The sequence below is a fragment of the Acinetobacter harbinensis genome (genome assembly GCF_000816495.1).
Classification (GTDB): domain Bacteria; phylum Pseudomonadota; class Gammaproteobacteria; order Pseudomonadales; family Moraxellaceae; genus Acinetobacter; species Acinetobacter harbinensis.
Genome location: NZ_JXBK01000001.1, coordinates 1,857,217 through 1,873,863, shown reverse-complemented (window position 1 = coordinate 1,873,863; position 16,647 = coordinate 1,857,217). Strand labels below are relative to the sequence as shown.

Sequence of the window (16,647 nt, the reverse complement as noted above, 5' to 3'; positions counted from 1 at the left end):
GAGCTATATTTTATTAAATAATATACATATTTATTTTATAAAAAATGATCACTATTTAGCAATGTGATAATACTATTCAGCTAGATTTAAATCGGTATACTAGAATCTCTTGTGATAAAAAGTAGCAATATCAGGAAAGACAATGACTGCACGTATTCAAAAAGGCAAGTTAGCAATTGCTAAAGAACTTTACGATTTTATCGAAAATGAAGCATTACCAGGTTCTGGTTTAGACAGCGCAACATACTGGAAAAACTTCGAGCAAGTTGTTGTTGATCTTAGTCCGAAGAATAAGACGCTTCTTGCTAAGCGCGATGATCTTCAGGCTAAAATTGATGAATGGCATCGTAACAATAAATTTGAATTAGAAGCTTACAAAGCTTTCCTTAAAGAAATTGGCTACTTATTACCAGAAGTAGAAGATTTCCAAATCAGCACAGAAAATGTCGATGAAGAAATTGCTTTATTGGCTGGACCACAGCTTGTAGTGCCAGTACGTAATGCACGTTATTGCTTGAACGCTGCCAATGCGCGTTGGGGTTCTTTATATGATGCACTTTACGGTTTCGATGTTATCTCGGACGAAAATGGCGCAGAAAAAGGCAAAGGCTACAATCCTGTACGCGGCGAAAAAGTGGTGGCATTTGCCAAAAACTTCTTAAATGAAACTTTCCCGCTTGTAAGTGGTTCACATGCAGATGCAACTCAATATGCGGTAGCGCATAATGCACTGGTGGTGACTTTAAAAGATGGTACTCAAACCACTTTAGCGCATGCAGCACAATTTGTAGGTTATAACGGCGAAGCGGCCAAACCGACAGAAATCGTATTTAAAAATAATGGCTTGCATGTCGTTGTAGAAATTGATGCCAATAGTGCAATTGGTAAAACGGATGCAGCAGGGATTAAAGATTTAGTCTTAGAAGCTGCCGTCACCACGATTCAAGATTTAGAAGACTCGATTGCTGCTGTTGATGCAGAAGAAAAAGTTGAAGGCTACCGTAACTGGTTAGGGCTGATGCGCGGTACTTTACAAGAATCGATTGAGAAAAATGGTAAAACCGTTACTCGCGAATTAAATAAAGACCGTACTTATCAAAATCTAGCCGGCAGTGAAACCTCTATTCATGGTCGTTCATTGATGTTACTTCGTAACGTCGGTCACTTGATGACCAATCCGGCCATTCTTGTAGATGGTGCGGAAATTTACGAAGGCATCATGGATGCATTGATCACACCATTGTTGTCTTTTGCCGACATTAAAGGCCAAAACGAAATTAAGAACTCACGCAAGGGTTCTATGTATATCGTTAAACCAAAAATGCATGGTCCAGAAGAAGTGGCTTTTGCTGTTGAGCTTTTTGAGCGTGCTGAACAAGCGCTGGGTCTACCGGCTAAAACGCTTAAAATCGGTATTATGGATGAAGAGCGTCGCACCTCTGTCAACTTGAAAAACTGTATTGCTCAAGCCAAAGACCGTACTATCTTTATTAATACTGGTTTTATGGACCGTACGGGTGATGAAATTCATACCTTTATGGAAGCCGGTCCTTTTGTGCGTAAAGGCGAAGTAAAAGGTCAAATTTGGTTCCCAGCGTATGAGAACCGTAACGTGATGGTGGGCCTTCAAGCCGGTCTACGTGGAAAAGCGCAAATTGGTAAAGGCATGTGGCCAAAACCAGATATGTTGCTTGATATGTACAAAACCAAAACTGAGCATCCAGAAGCGGGTGCAAGTTGCGCATGGGTTCCATCACCAGCAGGTGCGGTGATTCATGCGATTCATTATCATCAAATTAATGTTGCAGAGCGTCAAAAAGAATTGTTGGCGACTGAAGCCCTACCTTTAGATGACTTGTTAACGCCACCTTTAGCCAAAGATACCAATTGGTCGGAAGATGAAAAAACCAAAGAACTTGAAAATAACTGTCAAGGGATTTTGGGTTATGTGGTTCGTTGGGTAGATTTAGGCGTAGGTTGTTCTAAAGTTTTAGATATCAACAACGTAGGCTTAATGGAAGACCGTGCAACGCTACGTATTTCATCTCAACACGTGGCCAACTGGTTGCGTCACGGGATTGTAACGCGTGCACAAGTTGAAGAAGTGATGCAACGTATGGCAAAAATTGTGGATGAGCAAAATGCCAATGATCCACTTTATACTGCTATGTCGACTGACTTTGATAACAACATTGCGTTCCAAGCTGCATCTGACTTGATCTTTAAAGGTGGTCAACAGCCATCAGGTTATACCGAGCCGTTGCTACACGCGGCACGTTTAAAATTAAAAGGTTATACCGGTGACTAAGTTCACTGTGTAAAACAGAAAAAGTCTCTTCGGAGGCTTTTTTTATGCTTTGCGTAATATTTTAACTACAACACTCTACTATTTGACTGCTGTTATTCATCATAGAGTAAAGCTTGATTTTAAGTCAGTATAGGAAAAAGTAGATGGAACATAAAAAATATAGCAATCTAAATCAGCACTATATTGCCGGCAAGTGGTTAGAAGGGCATTCAGATAAAATCATTAAAAATAGCAATCCTTATAACCAAGAACTCATTTTTGAACTAAAAGCGGCAAGTACTGAAGATGTTGATTGTGCTTATCAGGCGGCTTCGGATAGTTTTACTACATGGTCTGTCACTTCGCCTGCTGAACGAAAAAACTTAACCTTAAAAGTAGCGGAAATTATTCAAGTCCGCCGTGAAGAAATTATTGATTGGTTAATTCAAGAGTCGGGCAGCACCCGTTTAAAAGCCAATTTAGAAGTAGACGCCACCCTAAATATTATTCAAGAAGCGGCCACATTTCCGCATAGAGTAATGGACAGTAAACTTAAATCACAAGATCCTGAGCGACGCAGTTGGGTGTATCGTCAGGCGTTGGGCGTCATTGCGGTTATAAGCCCGTGGAATTTTCCGCTACATTTGAGTATGCGTTCAGTGGCTGCAGCTATTGCTCTTGGTAACACTGTCGTGCTTAAACCGGCCACAGATACACCGGTGACTGGGGGTATATTGTTGGCTAAAATATTTGAAGAGGCAGGTCTACCCGCAGGCGTATTGAATGTCGTGGCAGGCTCAGGCAGTGAAATAGGCGATCACTTCGTTGAGCATAAAGTACCAAAGCTAATTTCATTTACTGGTTCAACTCAAGTAGGGCAACGCGTAGGACAATTGGCGGTTGGTGGTAAATATTTAAAACGTATTGCATTAGAACTGGGTGGTAATGCACCGTTAGTGATTTTAGATGATGCCGATTTAGATTTGGCCGTTGAGTTGACCGTGATGGGACGTTTTCTGCATCAAGGGCAAATTTGTATGAGTACCAATCGCGTGATTGTGGATGCTTCTATCTATCAAGCCTATGTGGATAAATTGGTCAAACGTACCCAATCTATTGTGGTGGGTGATCCAAATAAAGCAGATACCTTGATTGGTCCAATTATCAATCAGGCTCAGGTTGAGAAAATTAAAAAAATTATTCAACAAGCAGAGCAAGATGGTGCAAAGCTGATTGTTCAAAGTGAAATTAAGGGCAATGTAATACCACCCCATATTTTTGTCGATGTTGATCCCAATTCAAGCCTGTCTAAAGATGAAAGTTTTGGGCCGGTATTACCGATTATTCAAGCAAAAGATGAAGCGCATGCGCTACAACTGGCCAACGATACTCATTTTGGGTTATCTAGTGCAGTGTGTACCGCAGACTATGAGCGCGGAGTGGCTTTTGCTCTTAAAATTGATGCGGGTATGACGCATATCAATGCAATTACCGTGGTGGATCAGGCCAATGCACCATTTGGTGGTGAGAAAAACTCTGGTTTAGGACGCTTTAATGGGCAGTGGATTTTAGAAGAATTTACCCGTACTCATTGGATTACGGTCCCTAAAGATCAATAGTCGATTTTCTTAAATATTTATATTGGGTCAGGATAATCTTTTTGATAACGCTGACCTAATACCATTCAGCGACTATTGATTTTATTTTAATGCATGAATTGGCTTGAGTAACTTAAATAGAATGCCTGATACATAACTGCGATGGAGTAAAATCATAGTTTGTAAAATTTATCATGGCATATTCTGAGTCTGTTTATTGAAGTGAAAATTAAACGCTCAGTCATTGTGGATGATGAGCGTTTATTAAATTCATATTTAACGTGAAAGTGTGCCGATATTCAAATCATGTACAGATCAATTTTCTGTGGCAGATTTTGACTGTTCGCATCTAAATTTTCTGAAAGTAGGCAAATAAAATTGATCACTCACTTTGGGAAGCAGATAGCGTTTAGTGCGCTAAGTTGCGAAAAATATGCTTTAAGCTATCCATCATTTTTTCAACTTGTAATGGCGTTAAACCGTCAAAGGATTGCTCTAGCACCACTTGGGTTAGATCATTAATCTTTTGCGTCATTTGCTCACCTTTTTCAGTTAATAAAACACGGGTAATACGCGCATCATCTTCGCAGCAATAGGTGTTGACGAGGCCTTCATCTTTTAAGCGATAAATGATTTTAGTGGTGGTCGACATTTTAGAGATAATCATTTCAGATAAATCTGAGACGCTGGCATGAGATTTTGTTTTTAAGGCCATTAAAATGCGACGACGCGAATTATCTAAGCCATATTTTTTTAACGCATGATCGACATTTTGTACATGTTGGGCATGTACTTGAGTGACCCAATAAAAAGGAAAATTATCTAAACTGAAGTCTTCTATAGAAGGTAAGAATTTACTATATCGTTTGCTCATGAAAAGTTTCCTTATTTATTTGTTATAATTGTGATGAAAGTGAGTTGAAAAAACCAAAAAATACTGCGAGTAATACATTTCTTTCTCCCATAAAAAAGATCAATACCTACTAAAACGGTTGTGCTAGAGACTAGCGTGCTAAATTTTTAAAAATCTGTTTAAGGCTTTCTAGCATTTTTTCAATTTGTAACGGGGTTAAGCCATCAAAAGATTGCTCTAAAACCACATGCGTTAAATCATTAATTTTTTGTGTGGTTTCTTGTCCTTTATCGGTCAATACCACGCGAGTAATTCGTGCATCATCTTCACAGCAATGTGTATCCACCAAGCCTTCATCTTTTAGACGATAAACAATTTTGGTGGTGGTCGACATTTTAGAGATAATCATTTCGGATAAATCCGATACGCTGGCCTGCGGTTTTGCTTTTAAAGCCAATAAAATACGACGACGCGAATTGTCTAAACCATATTTTTTTAACGCGTGATCGACATTTTGTACGTATTGCGCATGTACTTGAGTGACCCAATAATAAGGAAAATGCTCTAAATTAAAATTTTCTGTAGATGGTAAAAATTTATTGTACTTTTTGGTCATGGCCGGACAACCTCTAATTGACTGCTGTAATTGTAAGTCCTTTCTAAAAAGCACTTTATTTAAAAGCTATTTCATTCGATGTCATATAAAAATATTTTTATCAATCAGTTCTGATCGGTTGAGCGTTGCTTTAAATTGTTTAGAAACTTAATTGATCGGTTTCTAAGTACTAATATCCAGCACGATCGATCAAAGTAAACAAGGTGTAGCGGTCTTTGTCTGAGTGGAATAGCACCATACTTTAGGTGAATTTCCGTTCCTCTTTTTATACTTCAGCATTTTGATATAAAGCTGAAGATCATATCGCCGTGGGTGAGTCGTCTTATAAAACGACAGCTAAAAGCAGTTCAAACTTTTGGTTCTTGTGCATCACCACGACTTTAACTTGATGCTGATCAAATGATAAATCTACATTAAGAGCAAGACCTTCATTGCCAGTATCAGCAATCGTTTTTAACGTTTTTTGAAGGTAATGTTTTTTCATTTGTCATAGCGAGTAATCTGTAAAATTTTTGCTTGGATTAAACACTGACTCATCTAAGTTTAGCCATAAACTAAATTAACAATTTTGGCTGCCTTTCATTCTAGTCAAAAAAATAATTTTAGGAACTGATATTTTTAAGGCCATATTTTTAACAGTTACGCGGCATACAACCTAAGTTGATATACTTATCAAGTAAAATATGTAATTAAATTAACAAAAACAATACTTTATATTTGTGGTTGTTGTTCTTTTGTGGTCTTTTCGCAAAATATACTCCATATTTTAGATTTTTTGTGATCTATAAAATCCGACGAACGGTAGGTCATGTCACTTAATTTAATATAAATGAGACACAAGTCGCATTATTTTCACTTAAAAATATAGAAAGTTAATCATATAATTTATCAATGATTAATCATGAGTATATTTAAAATAGAACAGTTGAGTGATATTTGGCCGCTAAACAATCAGTTTGAGTCTACTATTTCGCTATTTTTTAGAATTAAAGTACTTAAATTTTAGGCTGTTTATTGGCGATCGTAATTTAAGGTACGCCCATCAACAGCAGTTATTTTTGGATGGGTTCTATGAATGAATAGCGTAGTCTTACTGACTTATCTCTGCTTAAAAATTATTCTTTAGTAAGATGCTGAAGTACGTGCTTGTGAGTTTTTTGATGAAAATAGAAGTTATAGGTTGAATTGCATAGCACGAGTAAACATAGGTCGAGCGATTTTTCAGTTGGGCTAGATCAACACTATTTTGAGTAAACCATAAAATGGATCTATATTTTAGGATTTGATCACTTCAATATCGGTATATTGCTGGATTGAGTCTGCATTTAACTGTTGAATATTATCTAAAAAAGCCACATTAAACTGTCCTAAACTTTGAGCTTGTTCAAAAGCAAGTTTCCCCGCAATGGCAAAATGTACATGTGCGGCAAGAGCGGAAATAGAAGGGCTGCTAATGGCAGAATAGGCTGCAATTAAAGCACCCAGTGCACAACCGGTTGCTGTAACTTTAGGCTGTAAGAAAGAACCGCCGTTGACTTGAATCACGGCATCCCATTCTTTACTTAAAATAAAATCAGCTTCACCAGAGATAGCCACGCACTGTGTCTGTGCTAAAAGAACGCGAGCGGAATTATATACATCTATGCTGGCTAAAGTGCTATCTACACCTTTTGATTGGCTTTGACTGCCTGCTAAAGCACTAATTTCTGAAGCATTACCACGAATAACTGTCGGCGCGTATTGCAGTAATTCATCAACCATTGCCGAGCGCCATTTTAAAATTGAGCCATAACCGACAGGATCGAGTACCCAAGGGGTATTCGTACGCTGCGCCGTTTGTGCAGAAATTTGCATGGCTTGCATTTGTTCAGTGGTGGGTGTACCCAGATTAATACTTAATGCTGCAGCAATACTGGTAAAACTCTCCGCTTCCCATGGATTATCAATCATGGCAGGAGATGCACCCGCCGCCAATAAAACATTAGCGGCATAGTTTGCTGCTACGCTATTGGTTATACACTGCACCAAAGGCTGCTGAGCTTGCAGTTGCGTCCATGCTTCAACAATAAGCGGAATGAGTGTTGCACTTGATGTCATGGCATTTTTTCCTTAAGCGGTGATCGGGCTGTAAATAATCTTATGGGTATTTATTGAGTAAAGTAATGGTCTTGATGTTTACAGACACGACAGCATAATGTGACATATTTTTCAGCATCGTAATCTACTGTAAGATCATTAGAGCCGCAATACATACAGCGTTTTTGTGAATAAAAGCTTAAGCGCGGTTCCATTTTTTTCCACAGTCGCCAGATGGGTTGAAAAAATACCCGTTCATCACTGCCTAAAAAGCGAAAAAATAAGATTTCACTCATTTTACTAAAAGGTAGATTGTCTAAGCGTGGCAGGGTAGTCGTTTCCCATTTCTGACTTACTGCACGTTCGCGATATTGTTGTAAGGTCTTTTTTAATAAGTTGGTGTTAATAAAGTTTTCATTGCGTGGTTGCAACGCTTTTTGCTGATATAAATATTCCAAAGCCGTTTGAACCAAATAATAAATCTGTCCCACGGCCAATGAGTCCATTAAGCGATAACAAAAAGTCTGAAAAGCATTGTTTCCGGCAATTTGTATGCCCCACGACCGGCAATAGAATTGAGCAAACTGAATAATTTCCTGATAAAGCACTAAATAAAGTACATTCTTGACTTCATCCGCATTTTTAAAGGGCACACCCATGCTTAAATTTTCATAGAACCAATTGCGTAGTTGTTGCGTCACACTAAATAAACTTGGTTCTGAATAACCATCTAAACGCACATTGACATAATAATGATGCGCTTCTGAGGCAAAATCTTTGGCAATTAAAATCTGGTCTTTGACCAATTGCTTGATCAAGTAATTTTGAAATAAATAGTTGGGTGTAATCGAGTGGTATTTGATGACTTCCCAATCAATATATTCATGGTGCGTGGTGTGTTCTTGAACCTGATTGTCCAATATGCTGAGTAAAAAAAGTTTATTTAAAAAGCTAATTTGATCAAGTCGATATTCAACAGTTTGTTTGTCTTTGGATTTAATTTTACGTTGTTCTTGCAGGCGTGTTTCTGTCAGCATTCTTTTTCGATTAGACAGACATTTCTCACAATGGCAATTGCTTTTGCCATCTTGAAAAACCCGATGTTGGCAGTGACTACATTCATGGAAATGAATGGCTTGATCATATTGTTCTGCTTCAATCCAGAACATAGAGGCCTGACATAAGGGGCATGATGTACTTTCATCTAATTGTTTTTGCAGAATTTGAAGAAGCATAGAAAAAATCAACCACAAGTTTGCTGAATCATGGCGTGGATTATACACCGCTTGGTTGCTGTAAGAGCCTGCAAAGCCCAATAAAGCACAGCTTTAAAACATATTACTTTTATTTTAAAATAGCCTAAGTTTTTATAGCTTGCTGATTTATTTTAAAGACTGAATTGCTTATCGTTAATCTTAGATGAATTCCGTTGATAAATTATGCTTAAATTTCTTGTTGCATCCGCAAATACAAAACTAATTAAAGTGGCTTAAAAGCAGTGATCCATGCTGCAGTATTGAAGTTAAAATTTTTTATCAGATTTATTTTAATAGTTTAATTCCACTTCATTGACTGCATCTAAACGTAACTTCTTTTTATGAACACTAGATAAAATAATTGTACAGATCTAGCGATGATCAATTGAAAATGAGCAGGCATGCGCCCATATACAATTTAAAGCAATAGCACAGACAGATTGTGAGCGTTATCGTATGATCGATATATTTTCACACAACAAAGTCTTGGCTTACAACAACAGGATTAGGACATTATATGAATATTGCGGCAAACCCAGTGGTGCAAGCAGAGCAAACTGTATATCTAAAGGATTATGAAAAGCCTTCTTTTTCAGTTGATTCCGTTCATCTCGATATTCAAGTCTATACAGATCAAACCAAGGTCAATTCTAGCTTGGTGATGAAGCGTCAAAATGTAGGAGATTTGGTGCTGTTGGGGCGTGACTTAGAATTAATATCGCTAACCTTAAATGGAACGCGCTTAAGTGCAGCAGATTATCAACTCGACAGCGAACAATTGATTATTAACAACGCACCTGATGATGTGATTTTAAACATCGAAGTGATTATTCATCCAGAAAGTAATACGCAGTTAGAAGGTTTATACCAAGCCGGTAGCGATTTATTTGTCACGCAAAACGAGCCGGAAGGTTTTCGTAAAATCACCTTTTATCCAGATCGTCCTGATGTACTTTCAGTCTTTACCACACGCGTTGAAGCCGATACTCAATTTCCGGTATTACTGGCCAATGGTAATTTAATCGAAGCCGGTGAAGCAGATACAGGTCGTCACTATAAAATCTGGCAAGATCCAACTAAAAAACCGGCTTATTTGTTTGCTTGTGTGGTGGGCGATTTGGCGGTTTTAAAAGACCAATATGTGACTTCAGAAGGTCGTCATGTTGCGCTGGAAATTTATGCAGTAGAAAAAGATATTCCGAAATGTCACATTGCCATGCAAGCCTTAAAGCACTCTATGCGTTGGGATGAGGAACACTATGGCCGTGCCTATGATTTAGATAATTATATGATTGTGGCCACCAGTGCATTTAATATGGGTGCAATGGAAAATAAAGGTTTAAATATCTTCAATACTTCATGTGTTTTGGCAGATGAGGAATTTACCACTGATGCTGCGATTATGCGTGTGCAGTCAGTCATTGCGCACGAATACTTTCATAACTGGACGGGTAACCGAATTACCTGTCGGGATTGGTTCCAGTTGTGCTTAAAAGAGGGCTTAACCGTATTTCGTGATCAGTCGTTCTCGGAAGACCTACAGTCCGCTGCGGTACAGCGTATTGATGATGTGGCCGTCTTAAAAGGCCATCAATTCCCTGAAGATTCAGGTCCACTGTCACATCCACCACGTCCCGATCATTTTGTTGAAATTAATAACTTCTATACCGCAACCGTGTATGAAAAAGGTGCGGAAATTAACCGCATGATGGCAACATTGTTGGGTAAAGAAAAATTCCGCCAAGGCACAGATGAATATTTTAAGCGCCATGATGGTCAGGCAGTAACGGTAGAAGACTGGGTGGCTGCATTAACGGCAGGTTCTGGCGTTGATTTATCCAAGTTTCTGATTTGGTACAATCAGCCCGGTACACCAAAACTTGAAGCGCAAGGTGAATATAATGCCGAGCAACAAACCTATCGTTTAAATTTTAAACAGTTTTTAAAAACGCATCCCAAATATCCAAATTTACAAGCAGTGCCAATTCCTGTGGCTTTGGCTTTGTTTAACTCAGAGACCGGCGAACAGTATTCATTGCAGTGCGCTGCGTTATTTGAAAATGCAGTCAAAGATGGTCTGTATTTATTTGATCAAGATGAAGCCAGCATTGAATTTAGCGGAATTACTGCAAAACCGGTGGTATCTTTACTGCGTAATTTTTCTGCACCGGTCAATCTTGATTTTAACTATTCAGATGAAGAATTGGCTTTTCTCATTCAATATGAAACCAATGGTTTTAATCAGTGGCAAGCCGCACAAACCTTGCTTGAACGTATTTTATTAAATGGACATGAAGCGCATGTCTATATAGCGGCGATTAAAAATACGTTACCTCAATTAGTGGAAAAAGATCCGTTATTGGCTTCACGTTTATTTGATGTGCCGACTGAAGGTTATTTAGGTAGTCGTATCGATCAGGATTATTCTCCAGTCACGATTCAAGAGCAGCGTAATGCGCTATTGAATACCTTGGCACGTGAGTTAGGCTCGTTCTGTAAAGACACTTATTTGGCTTTAGATCCATTGATGCAAACCGAGTTTTCCCAAGCCATGGGTGTGCGTGCATTAAAAAATATTATGCTGAATATGTTGGCGCGTCAGGGCAATACGCTGGCGTTTGATTTGGCCGAAGAGCAGTACATCAATACTGGCAATATGTCTGAACGTTTGGGTGCGCTTAAAGTTTTGGTTTGGAATGACGCACCGCAAGCCCAAGCAGTATTGGCTGATTTTTATGATCGCTTTAAAGATGAGGCGTTGGCTTTAGATCAGTGGTTTATGGTACAAGCCTCACATCCCAAAGCAACTGCTGCAACGATTGAATATTTAACCTCACATCCGGATTATGATTTGGGTACACCAAACCGTATCCGTGCCGTTAGTGGTGGATTAAATGCCAATCCAGTGAATACATGGGGTTTTGGTGTTCAACACTTCATTGATTTGGCTAAATATTTAGATAAGAAGAACCCTATTGTGGGCGCTCGCTTATTACAAGCACTTTCACGTTGGTACACATTGGCTGAAGCACAACGCACTGAGGTGAAAAATGCACTAGAGGCTTTAACCACTGAAGTGAGCTCTAAAAACGTGGTGGAAACCTTAAAGAGCATGTTGAGTATCTAAACTCAACATTGTTTGAATCAGCATTAAAAGCCTTCTCTCGGTTCAGACCCAGAGGAGGCTTTTTACTTTTATACAGTTGGTTCGAGTGAGGAGTTAAATCTTTCTAATTCGCTAAAATTCAGTAAAAAAATTAAAACTAAAATTAAAAATGTCATTGTGATAAGTGAATGTAGAACAAGCTGTATGAGATACAGCATGTTGCTTATTGATATAAAGCTAAATCAGAATAGATAATCAGTAGACGTGGCAGCAATCATCGGCCTTATAAAAACTCTTGCCACATGTCTTAGCTAAAAAGAATTTAAGCTAGAGCTGAATCAGCTGGATGTAATTTATTGATTAAAAAAAAGTCCCTTTTTAGGGACTTTTTGCGGCTTAAACTTTAATGATTAGCACTGGAATAGGTGACTGTGTTAACACCGCTTGGGCTACACTTCCTAAAACCAATTTTTTAAATCCGGTGCGGCCATGTGAGCCCATGACAATTAAATCTGCACCGACTTCATCCGCCACATGAATAATGCCTTCTGCCGGTGATACACCACGAATGACTTTGGTATTAACCTCAATGCCATCACGCAAAAAGGATTGTTTAATGTCGGCTAAGCGCAATTGTGCATTTTGTTCAGCGCGCATAAAGTAGTCGGTAATAGCAGGCGCAACTTTATAAAAATCGACACCCACAAATGGATCGACAGTAATTACACTAGTCACTGTGATTTTGCAATTCAGTGATTCAGCCAAAGATAATGCTTGCTCAACTGCTGCATAAGAAATAGGTGACTCATCTACCGCAACCAAAATGTGTTTATAACTCATGAAATTATCCTTATGAAGTAGAGCAAATGAAGAAAATTATTTTTAATACTTATCGCGTGTTTTAAGCGGGCGCAAAAATTACGCGCCGCAGTTGAATGTTTTTTATCTTTCAAGCAGTTATTGCTTCACAATCAGGACGGGCAATTGTGTGCTTTTTAAAACATCTTGCGCGAAACTGCCGAGTAAAAGTTTTTGAAAGCCTTTGCGCCCATGTGAGCCCATCACAATAAGATCAGTTTTTAACTCTTCTGCGGTCTTAACAATACCATGTTCAGAAACGCTACCTTTAATAATTCGAGTATTGGCAATAATACCTTGTTCACGAGCCAGTGCTTGAGCGTGTTGTAAGGCTTTTTCAGCGTTGGCATAAGCTTGTGCAAAATAGTCTTTCATAATTGGAGAAGGATAATAAAAATCTGAATTGGCCAGTGGGTCTTCAGCGACCAAACTAATCAACGTCAGTTGACCACCAAACGCCTGAGCAATTTCAGCGGCTTTTTTAACGGCAGAGAATGAAATGGCTGAACCATCGACTGGCACTAAAATATTTTGATAAGACATAAGCGTTATTCCTTAAAAGTTTATTATGTGGCTCTTATTTTATAGATAGCACATTGTGCTTAATTTTTCAATTTACTATCCTGAAAATGTTTTAAAATTCATCGAATTATCAGAAAACAATGATTCTAAGTGCGTTGTATTTTGCATTTAAACTTGAGCTTAAAACTCAACATTCAAGCAAGTTTTTGTTAGTATGCAAATCGACATTAAAATACTCAATCATGCTTTTTACAATCTAAAGTAGATCCAGTATATTCAATCAAAAGGTGATCTGTGTATTCAAAAATTTTAGCTTTGACTGTATGTCTTATTATGGCAATCGGCAGTAGCGGTTGTCAAAATACTCAAAGTAACACCAAAATTATTGCCCGTATTTTTAATACCTCGACCAATATTCAGAAAAAGATCATTGATCAATATGCGCCAGCAGATGTACGGGTGCAACGAAATATTAAATATATGCAAGATCCAGCATTAATTTTAGATATTTATCAGCCTCAAAATATACAACAGCTTAAGCCACGGCCGACCATATTTTGGGTGCATGGCGGTGGATGGGTATCCGGCTCAAAGGAACATGCACGTGGTTATTTTAAGTTATTGGCAGCTCAAGGCTATAATGTGGTGGCCGTACAATATCAATTTGCGCCACAGGCCACTTACCCACATCAATTGCTACAGATTAATCAGGCATTAAAGTTTATTACTGAGCATGCCCGTGATTATCATATTAATGCACAGCAACTGTATTTGGCTGGAGATTCCGCCGGTGCCAATTTGGTGAGTCACTATGCCGCGCTGCTGAGCAATCCTGTATTTGCGCAGCAGTCTAAAATTGTACCGAGTATTCAACCAGCACAAATTAAAGGCCTAATTCTGCACTGCGGAATTTATGATATGAATGCTTTTGTTGATACTGCACCTGATGAGCTGAAACTGATTGAATGGGGCGTGGTAAATTTGGTTCAGTCGTATACCGGCAATAAAAAGAACGATGCAGACTTTTTAAAAAGTATTTCGCCCATTCAATATATAACACGCCATTATCCGCCAGTTTTAATTAGTGGCGGCAATCAAGATTTTCTAACCGAAACGCAGTCCATGCCTTTTGTAAACGCTTTATTAAAGCAAGATGTTGAGGTAACAGATATTTTTTATCCAAACTCTAAGGAATTCTTGGTGCATGAATATCAGTTTATGTTGAGTAAAAAAGCCAGTCAGCAGACCTTTCAACAAACCATTGAATTTATAAAAACCTATAGTGCTTCAGCGTTATAGCGCAATTGTTATTTGTTGCTTAAAGTTAGCATTATGAATATCGACTTTCATCTACCCCTATGCTGTGTTTTTCTACATGAGTGAGCTTATATGAACCCTATGCTAATGGCCTATATTTTACTTGCTTTGGCCATTGTTTCTGAAGTCACTGGTTCGACTTTTTTGGTCAAATCTGAAGGCTTTACGCAATTAGTGCCCAGTATTTTGGTGGTTGTTTTTTATGTCATTTCTTTTTATTTGTTGTCACAAGTGATTAAAACCATTCCTTTGGGTGTGGCCTATGCGATATGGGGCGGCGTGGGAATTGTCTTGACCGCATTGATTGGTTTTTTAATATTCCGCCAAAGTCTAGATTTAGCTGCGCTAATTGGCATAGCGCTGATTATCGGTGGCGTGATTGTTATGAATATATTTTCTAAAACAGTGGGGCATTAGACCGCAAAATACTGTATTTAAAGTTTTATCGACTTTGCACAATGAAAGTCGATAAAATTAAAATAAACCATCATCGCTGCTTATTTAGGCAACGGCTTGGCTCTGAATTTTAAGACCATTAAGACCGCAAACCCAAACAGTAAACCCCAAAAAGCCGAACCAATACCAAAAAACTGGATACCTGAGGCACTAAAGAGAAAAGTCATTAAAGCTGCTTCTCGTTCAGCCAAATCGTAAAAGGCCAGCGCAATGTTGTGGCTAATGGTACCCAAGAGCGCAATGCCTGCCAGTGCGACGATAAATATCGGTGGGAAGGACAACAGTAAGCCAGTTAATGTGGCAGCAAAAATACCCATGAGAATATAGAAAAAGCCACAACTCATCCCCGCGATATAGCGTTTTTCAGGATCAGGATGGACTTGATCATCTAAACTGACCGCGGCACTGATCGCTGCAATATTGACGCTATAACAACCAAAAGGTGCCAACAGCATTTGTGTGAGTCCGGTCCAACCAATCAGTTGATTGACGTGCGGTTTATAGCCATAACTTTTAATCATGGCAATACCGGGTAAATATTGCGATGCCATATTAATGATAAATAAAGGCAGTGCGAGACCAAAAAAAGCAGACCATGTAAATGTAGGCGTCATCCATATTGGTTTGGCGATGCTCCACTGTAAGATTGGTGCATGAAATTGCAGGAAGATAGGGCACAGCGCCAGTCCGGCAATGACCGTAATGACAATGCTATAACGCGGCGAAAGGCGTTTTGATAAAATATATACCGCCAGTAAGGACAGAATAAAGCCCCAATCATTTTGCATACTGGCAAAAAGGGTAATACCAAATTTTAACAATACACCGGCCAACATTGCACTGGTCAGACTTTGTGGAATATAGGATAAGGCCTTTTGAAAGATCCCTGAAAAACCCAACAGCGCCGTCAGTAAGCCGGAAATGAAAAATGCGCCAAGTGCCTCATATAGGCTATAACCACTACCGGTGGCTAAAATCAGGGCTAACCCTGCCGTGGACCAAGACGTGGCAACAGGATACTTAAATTTCCACGATAAAATAAAACCCGATAAGCCAATACCAAAACCCAAAGCCCAGAACCAAGAGTTAATCTGTTCAGCGCTTGCACCTAAGATTTGCGCAGCTTGAATCACCAAAACGGCAGAGACGCTAATCCCAATTAAGAAGGTAATAAAACCTGCAAATACCGCAGGAATGGAAAAATCTTGGAGAAGTTTTGGCATAAATCCTTTACGCAAATGAGGGAGTGATAGTTGAAAAGTGCATCAATCATACGCTTTTCGTTTTTAACAAAAAATAGCGAATTGAACCAACAGTACAAATAGTAGTACTTTTAGCAAACAGTGCTCAATGAAAAAAATTATAAGGTTGAGGTTGCCAGCTTTAGCCCAAAACCACAAAAGAGAAGCCCGACTGCCAGTACACACAAGGCCGTTACTTTATAGTGTTGACTAAAATAACGTGCCAGCTTCACTCCTGAAAAAATCAAAATGGTTAAATAACTCATGCTGATAATTTGTAACACCACCGCAAGTGCGGTAAAGGTAAGCGCAGGATAGGGATAAACTGGATCGACAAATTGCACAAAAAAAGACAAATAAAATAAAATGGCTTTGGGATTTAAAATACTAATGGTTAATGCGGTCTTAAAAGGATGCAGTTGTTCAATCGTTTGCTCAACGGCGGCGTTTCCGGTGTCTGG

14 protein-coding genes are annotated in these 16,647 nt (G+C 38.8%); 5 read left to right on the top strand and 9 right to left on the bottom strand.

Annotated elements, in window-relative coordinates; genetic code table 11:
- Positions 1-142: 142 nt before the first annotated feature.
- Both SE27_RS08740 and SE27_RS08735 read left to right on the top strand, forming a co-directional pair.
- Positions 143-2,308 (top strand): malate synthase G, encoded by a 2,166-nt coding sequence (locus SE27_RS08740; RefSeq protein ID WP_039622647.1) that lies wholly within the window; start codon positions 143-145, stop codon positions 2,306-2,308.
- 143 nt (positions 2,309-2,451) lie between these two features.
- The gene (locus tag SE27_RS08735) at positions 2,452-3,906 is read left to right on the top strand and encodes an aldehyde dehydrogenase family protein (RefSeq protein WP_039622645.1); all 1,455 of its coding nucleotides are present in this window, start codon (positions 2,452-2,454) and stop codon (positions 3,904-3,906) included.
- 388 nt (positions 3,907-4,294) lie between these two features.
- Here the strand turns inward: SE27_RS08735 and SE27_RS08730 are convergent, their stop codons facing one another.
- From SE27_RS08730 to SE27_RS08710, 5 genes are all read right to left on the bottom strand, one after another.
- Positions 4,295-4,759: a MarR family winged helix-turn-helix transcriptional regulator gene (locus SE27_RS08730; protein WP_039622643.1), complete on the bottom strand. Its 465-nt coding sequence runs from the start codon at positions 4,757-4,759 to the stop codon at positions 4,295-4,297.
- A 130-nt stretch (positions 4,760-4,889) separates the two neighbouring features.
- Positions 4,890-5,354, bottom strand: coding sequence for a MarR family winged helix-turn-helix transcriptional regulator (locus tag SE27_RS08725; protein ID WP_039622642.1), 465 nt, complete (start codon positions 5,352-5,354; stop codon positions 4,890-4,892).
- A 322-nt stretch (positions 5,355-5,676) separates the two neighbouring features.
- The gene (locus SE27_RS13925; RefSeq protein ID WP_158319090.1) at positions 5,677-5,838 is read right to left on the bottom strand and encodes a hypothetical protein; all 162 of its coding nucleotides are present in this window, start codon (positions 5,836-5,838) and stop codon (positions 5,677-5,679) included.
- A 791-nt stretch (positions 5,839-6,629) separates the two neighbouring features.
- On the bottom strand, positions 6,630-7,451 hold the full coding sequence (gene thiM / locus SE27_RS08715; RefSeq protein WP_039622641.1) for a hydroxyethylthiazole kinase: 822 nt from the start codon (positions 7,449-7,451) through the stop codon (positions 6,630-6,632).
- A gap of 50 nt (positions 7,452-7,501) precedes the next feature.
- Complete coding sequence (locus SE27_RS08710; RefSeq protein WP_039623900.1) at positions 7,502-8,665, bottom strand: hypothetical protein; 1,164 nt, start codon at positions 8,663-8,665, stop codon at positions 7,502-7,504.
- Between the two features lie 538 nt (positions 8,666-9,203).
- Between SE27_RS08710 and pepN the strand changes: the two genes are divergently transcribed.
- Entirely contained in the window at positions 9,204-11,813 is a 2,610-nt protein-coding gene (pepN, locus tag SE27_RS08705; protein ID WP_039622639.1) for an aminopeptidase N, read from the top strand.
- Positions 11,814-12,188: 375 nt separating this feature from the next.
- Here the strand turns inward: pepN and SE27_RS08700 are convergent, their stop codons facing one another.
- Positions 12,189-12,632, bottom strand: coding sequence for a universal stress protein (locus tag SE27_RS08700; protein ID WP_039622638.1), 444 nt, complete (start codon positions 12,630-12,632; stop codon positions 12,189-12,191).
- Between the two features lie 117 nt (positions 12,633-12,749).
- Positions 12,750-13,193, bottom strand: a complete 444-nt coding sequence (locus SE27_RS08695; RefSeq protein ID WP_039622635.1) for a universal stress protein — start codon at positions 13,191-13,193, stop codon at positions 12,750-12,752.
- 312 nt (positions 13,194-13,505) lie between these two features.
- Between SE27_RS08695 and SE27_RS08690 the strand changes: the two genes are divergently transcribed.
- Together SE27_RS08690 and SE27_RS08685 are read left to right on the top strand one after the other, a co-directional pair.
- A complete protein-coding gene (locus tag SE27_RS08690; protein WP_052251752.1) occupies positions 13,506-14,471 on the top strand; it encodes an alpha/beta hydrolase in 966 nt (321 codons plus the stop codon).
- A gap of 90 nt (positions 14,472-14,561) precedes the next feature.
- Positions 14,562-14,906 carry a DMT family transporter gene (locus tag SE27_RS08685; RefSeq protein WP_039622632.1) on the top strand — a complete coding sequence of 115 codons (345 nt, stop codon included), beginning with the start codon at positions 14,562-14,564 and terminating at the stop codon, positions 14,904-14,906.
- Between the two features lie 80 nt (positions 14,907-14,986).
- Here SE27_RS08685 and SE27_RS08680 read toward each other — a convergent pair whose 3' ends face one another.
- Positions 14,987-16,168, bottom strand: coding sequence for a benzoate/H(+) symporter BenE family transporter (locus SE27_RS08680; protein WP_039622630.1), 1,182 nt, complete (start codon positions 16,166-16,168; stop codon positions 14,987-14,989).
- 137 nt (positions 16,169-16,305) lie between these two features.
- On the bottom strand, positions 16,306-16,647 hold a 342-nt coding region (locus SE27_RS14480), incomplete at its 5' end, for a LysE family transporter (RefSeq protein WP_264673632.1).

What these genes read in the sequence shown, in the direction of transcription:
- SE27_RS08740 (WP_039622647.1), top strand. Translation starts at nt 143, where the DNA reads ATGACTGCACGTATTCAAAAAGGCAAGTTAGCAATTGCTAAAGAACTT.
- SE27_RS08735 (WP_039622645.1), top strand. Translation starts at nt 2,452, where the DNA reads ATGGAACATAAAAAATATAGCAATCTAAATCAGCACTATATTGCCGGC.
- SE27_RS08730 (WP_039622643.1), bottom strand. Translation starts at nt 4,759, where the DNA reads ATGAGCAAACGATATAGTAAATTCTTACCTTCTATAGAAGACTTCAGT.
- SE27_RS08725 (WP_039622642.1), bottom strand. Translation starts at nt 5,354, where the DNA reads ATGACCAAAAAGTACAATAAATTTTTACCATCTACAGAAAATTTTAAT.
- SE27_RS13925 (WP_158319090.1), bottom strand. Translation starts at nt 5,838, where the DNA reads ATGAAAAAACATTACCTTCAAAAAACGTTAAAAACGATTGCTGATACT.
- thiM (WP_039622641.1), bottom strand. Translation starts at nt 7,451, where the DNA reads ATGACATCAAGTGCAACACTCATTCCGCTTATTGTTGAAGCATGGACG.
- SE27_RS08710 (WP_039623900.1), bottom strand. Translation starts at nt 8,665, where the DNA reads ATGCTTCTTCAAATTCTGCAAAAACAATTAGATGAAAGTACATCATGC.
- pepN (WP_039622639.1), top strand. Translation starts at nt 9,204, where the DNA reads ATGAATATTGCGGCAAACCCAGTGGTGCAAGCAGAGCAAACTGTATAT.
- SE27_RS08700 (WP_039622638.1), bottom strand. Translation starts at nt 12,632, where the DNA reads ATGAGTTATAAACACATTTTGGTTGCGGTAGATGAGTCACCTATTTCT.
- SE27_RS08695 (WP_039622635.1), bottom strand. Translation starts at nt 13,193, where the DNA reads ATGTCTTATCAAAATATTTTAGTGCCAGTCGATGGTTCAGCCATTTCA.
- SE27_RS08690 (WP_052251752.1), top strand. Translation starts at nt 13,506, where the DNA reads ATGGCAATCGGCAGTAGCGGTTGTCAAAATACTCAAAGTAACACCAAA.
- SE27_RS08685 (WP_039622632.1), top strand. Translation starts at nt 14,562, where the DNA reads ATGAACCCTATGCTAATGGCCTATATTTTACTTGCTTTGGCCATTGTT.
- SE27_RS08680 (WP_039622630.1), bottom strand. Translation starts at nt 16,168, where the DNA reads ATGCCAAAACTTCTCCAAGATTTTTCCATTCCTGCGGTATTTGCAGGT.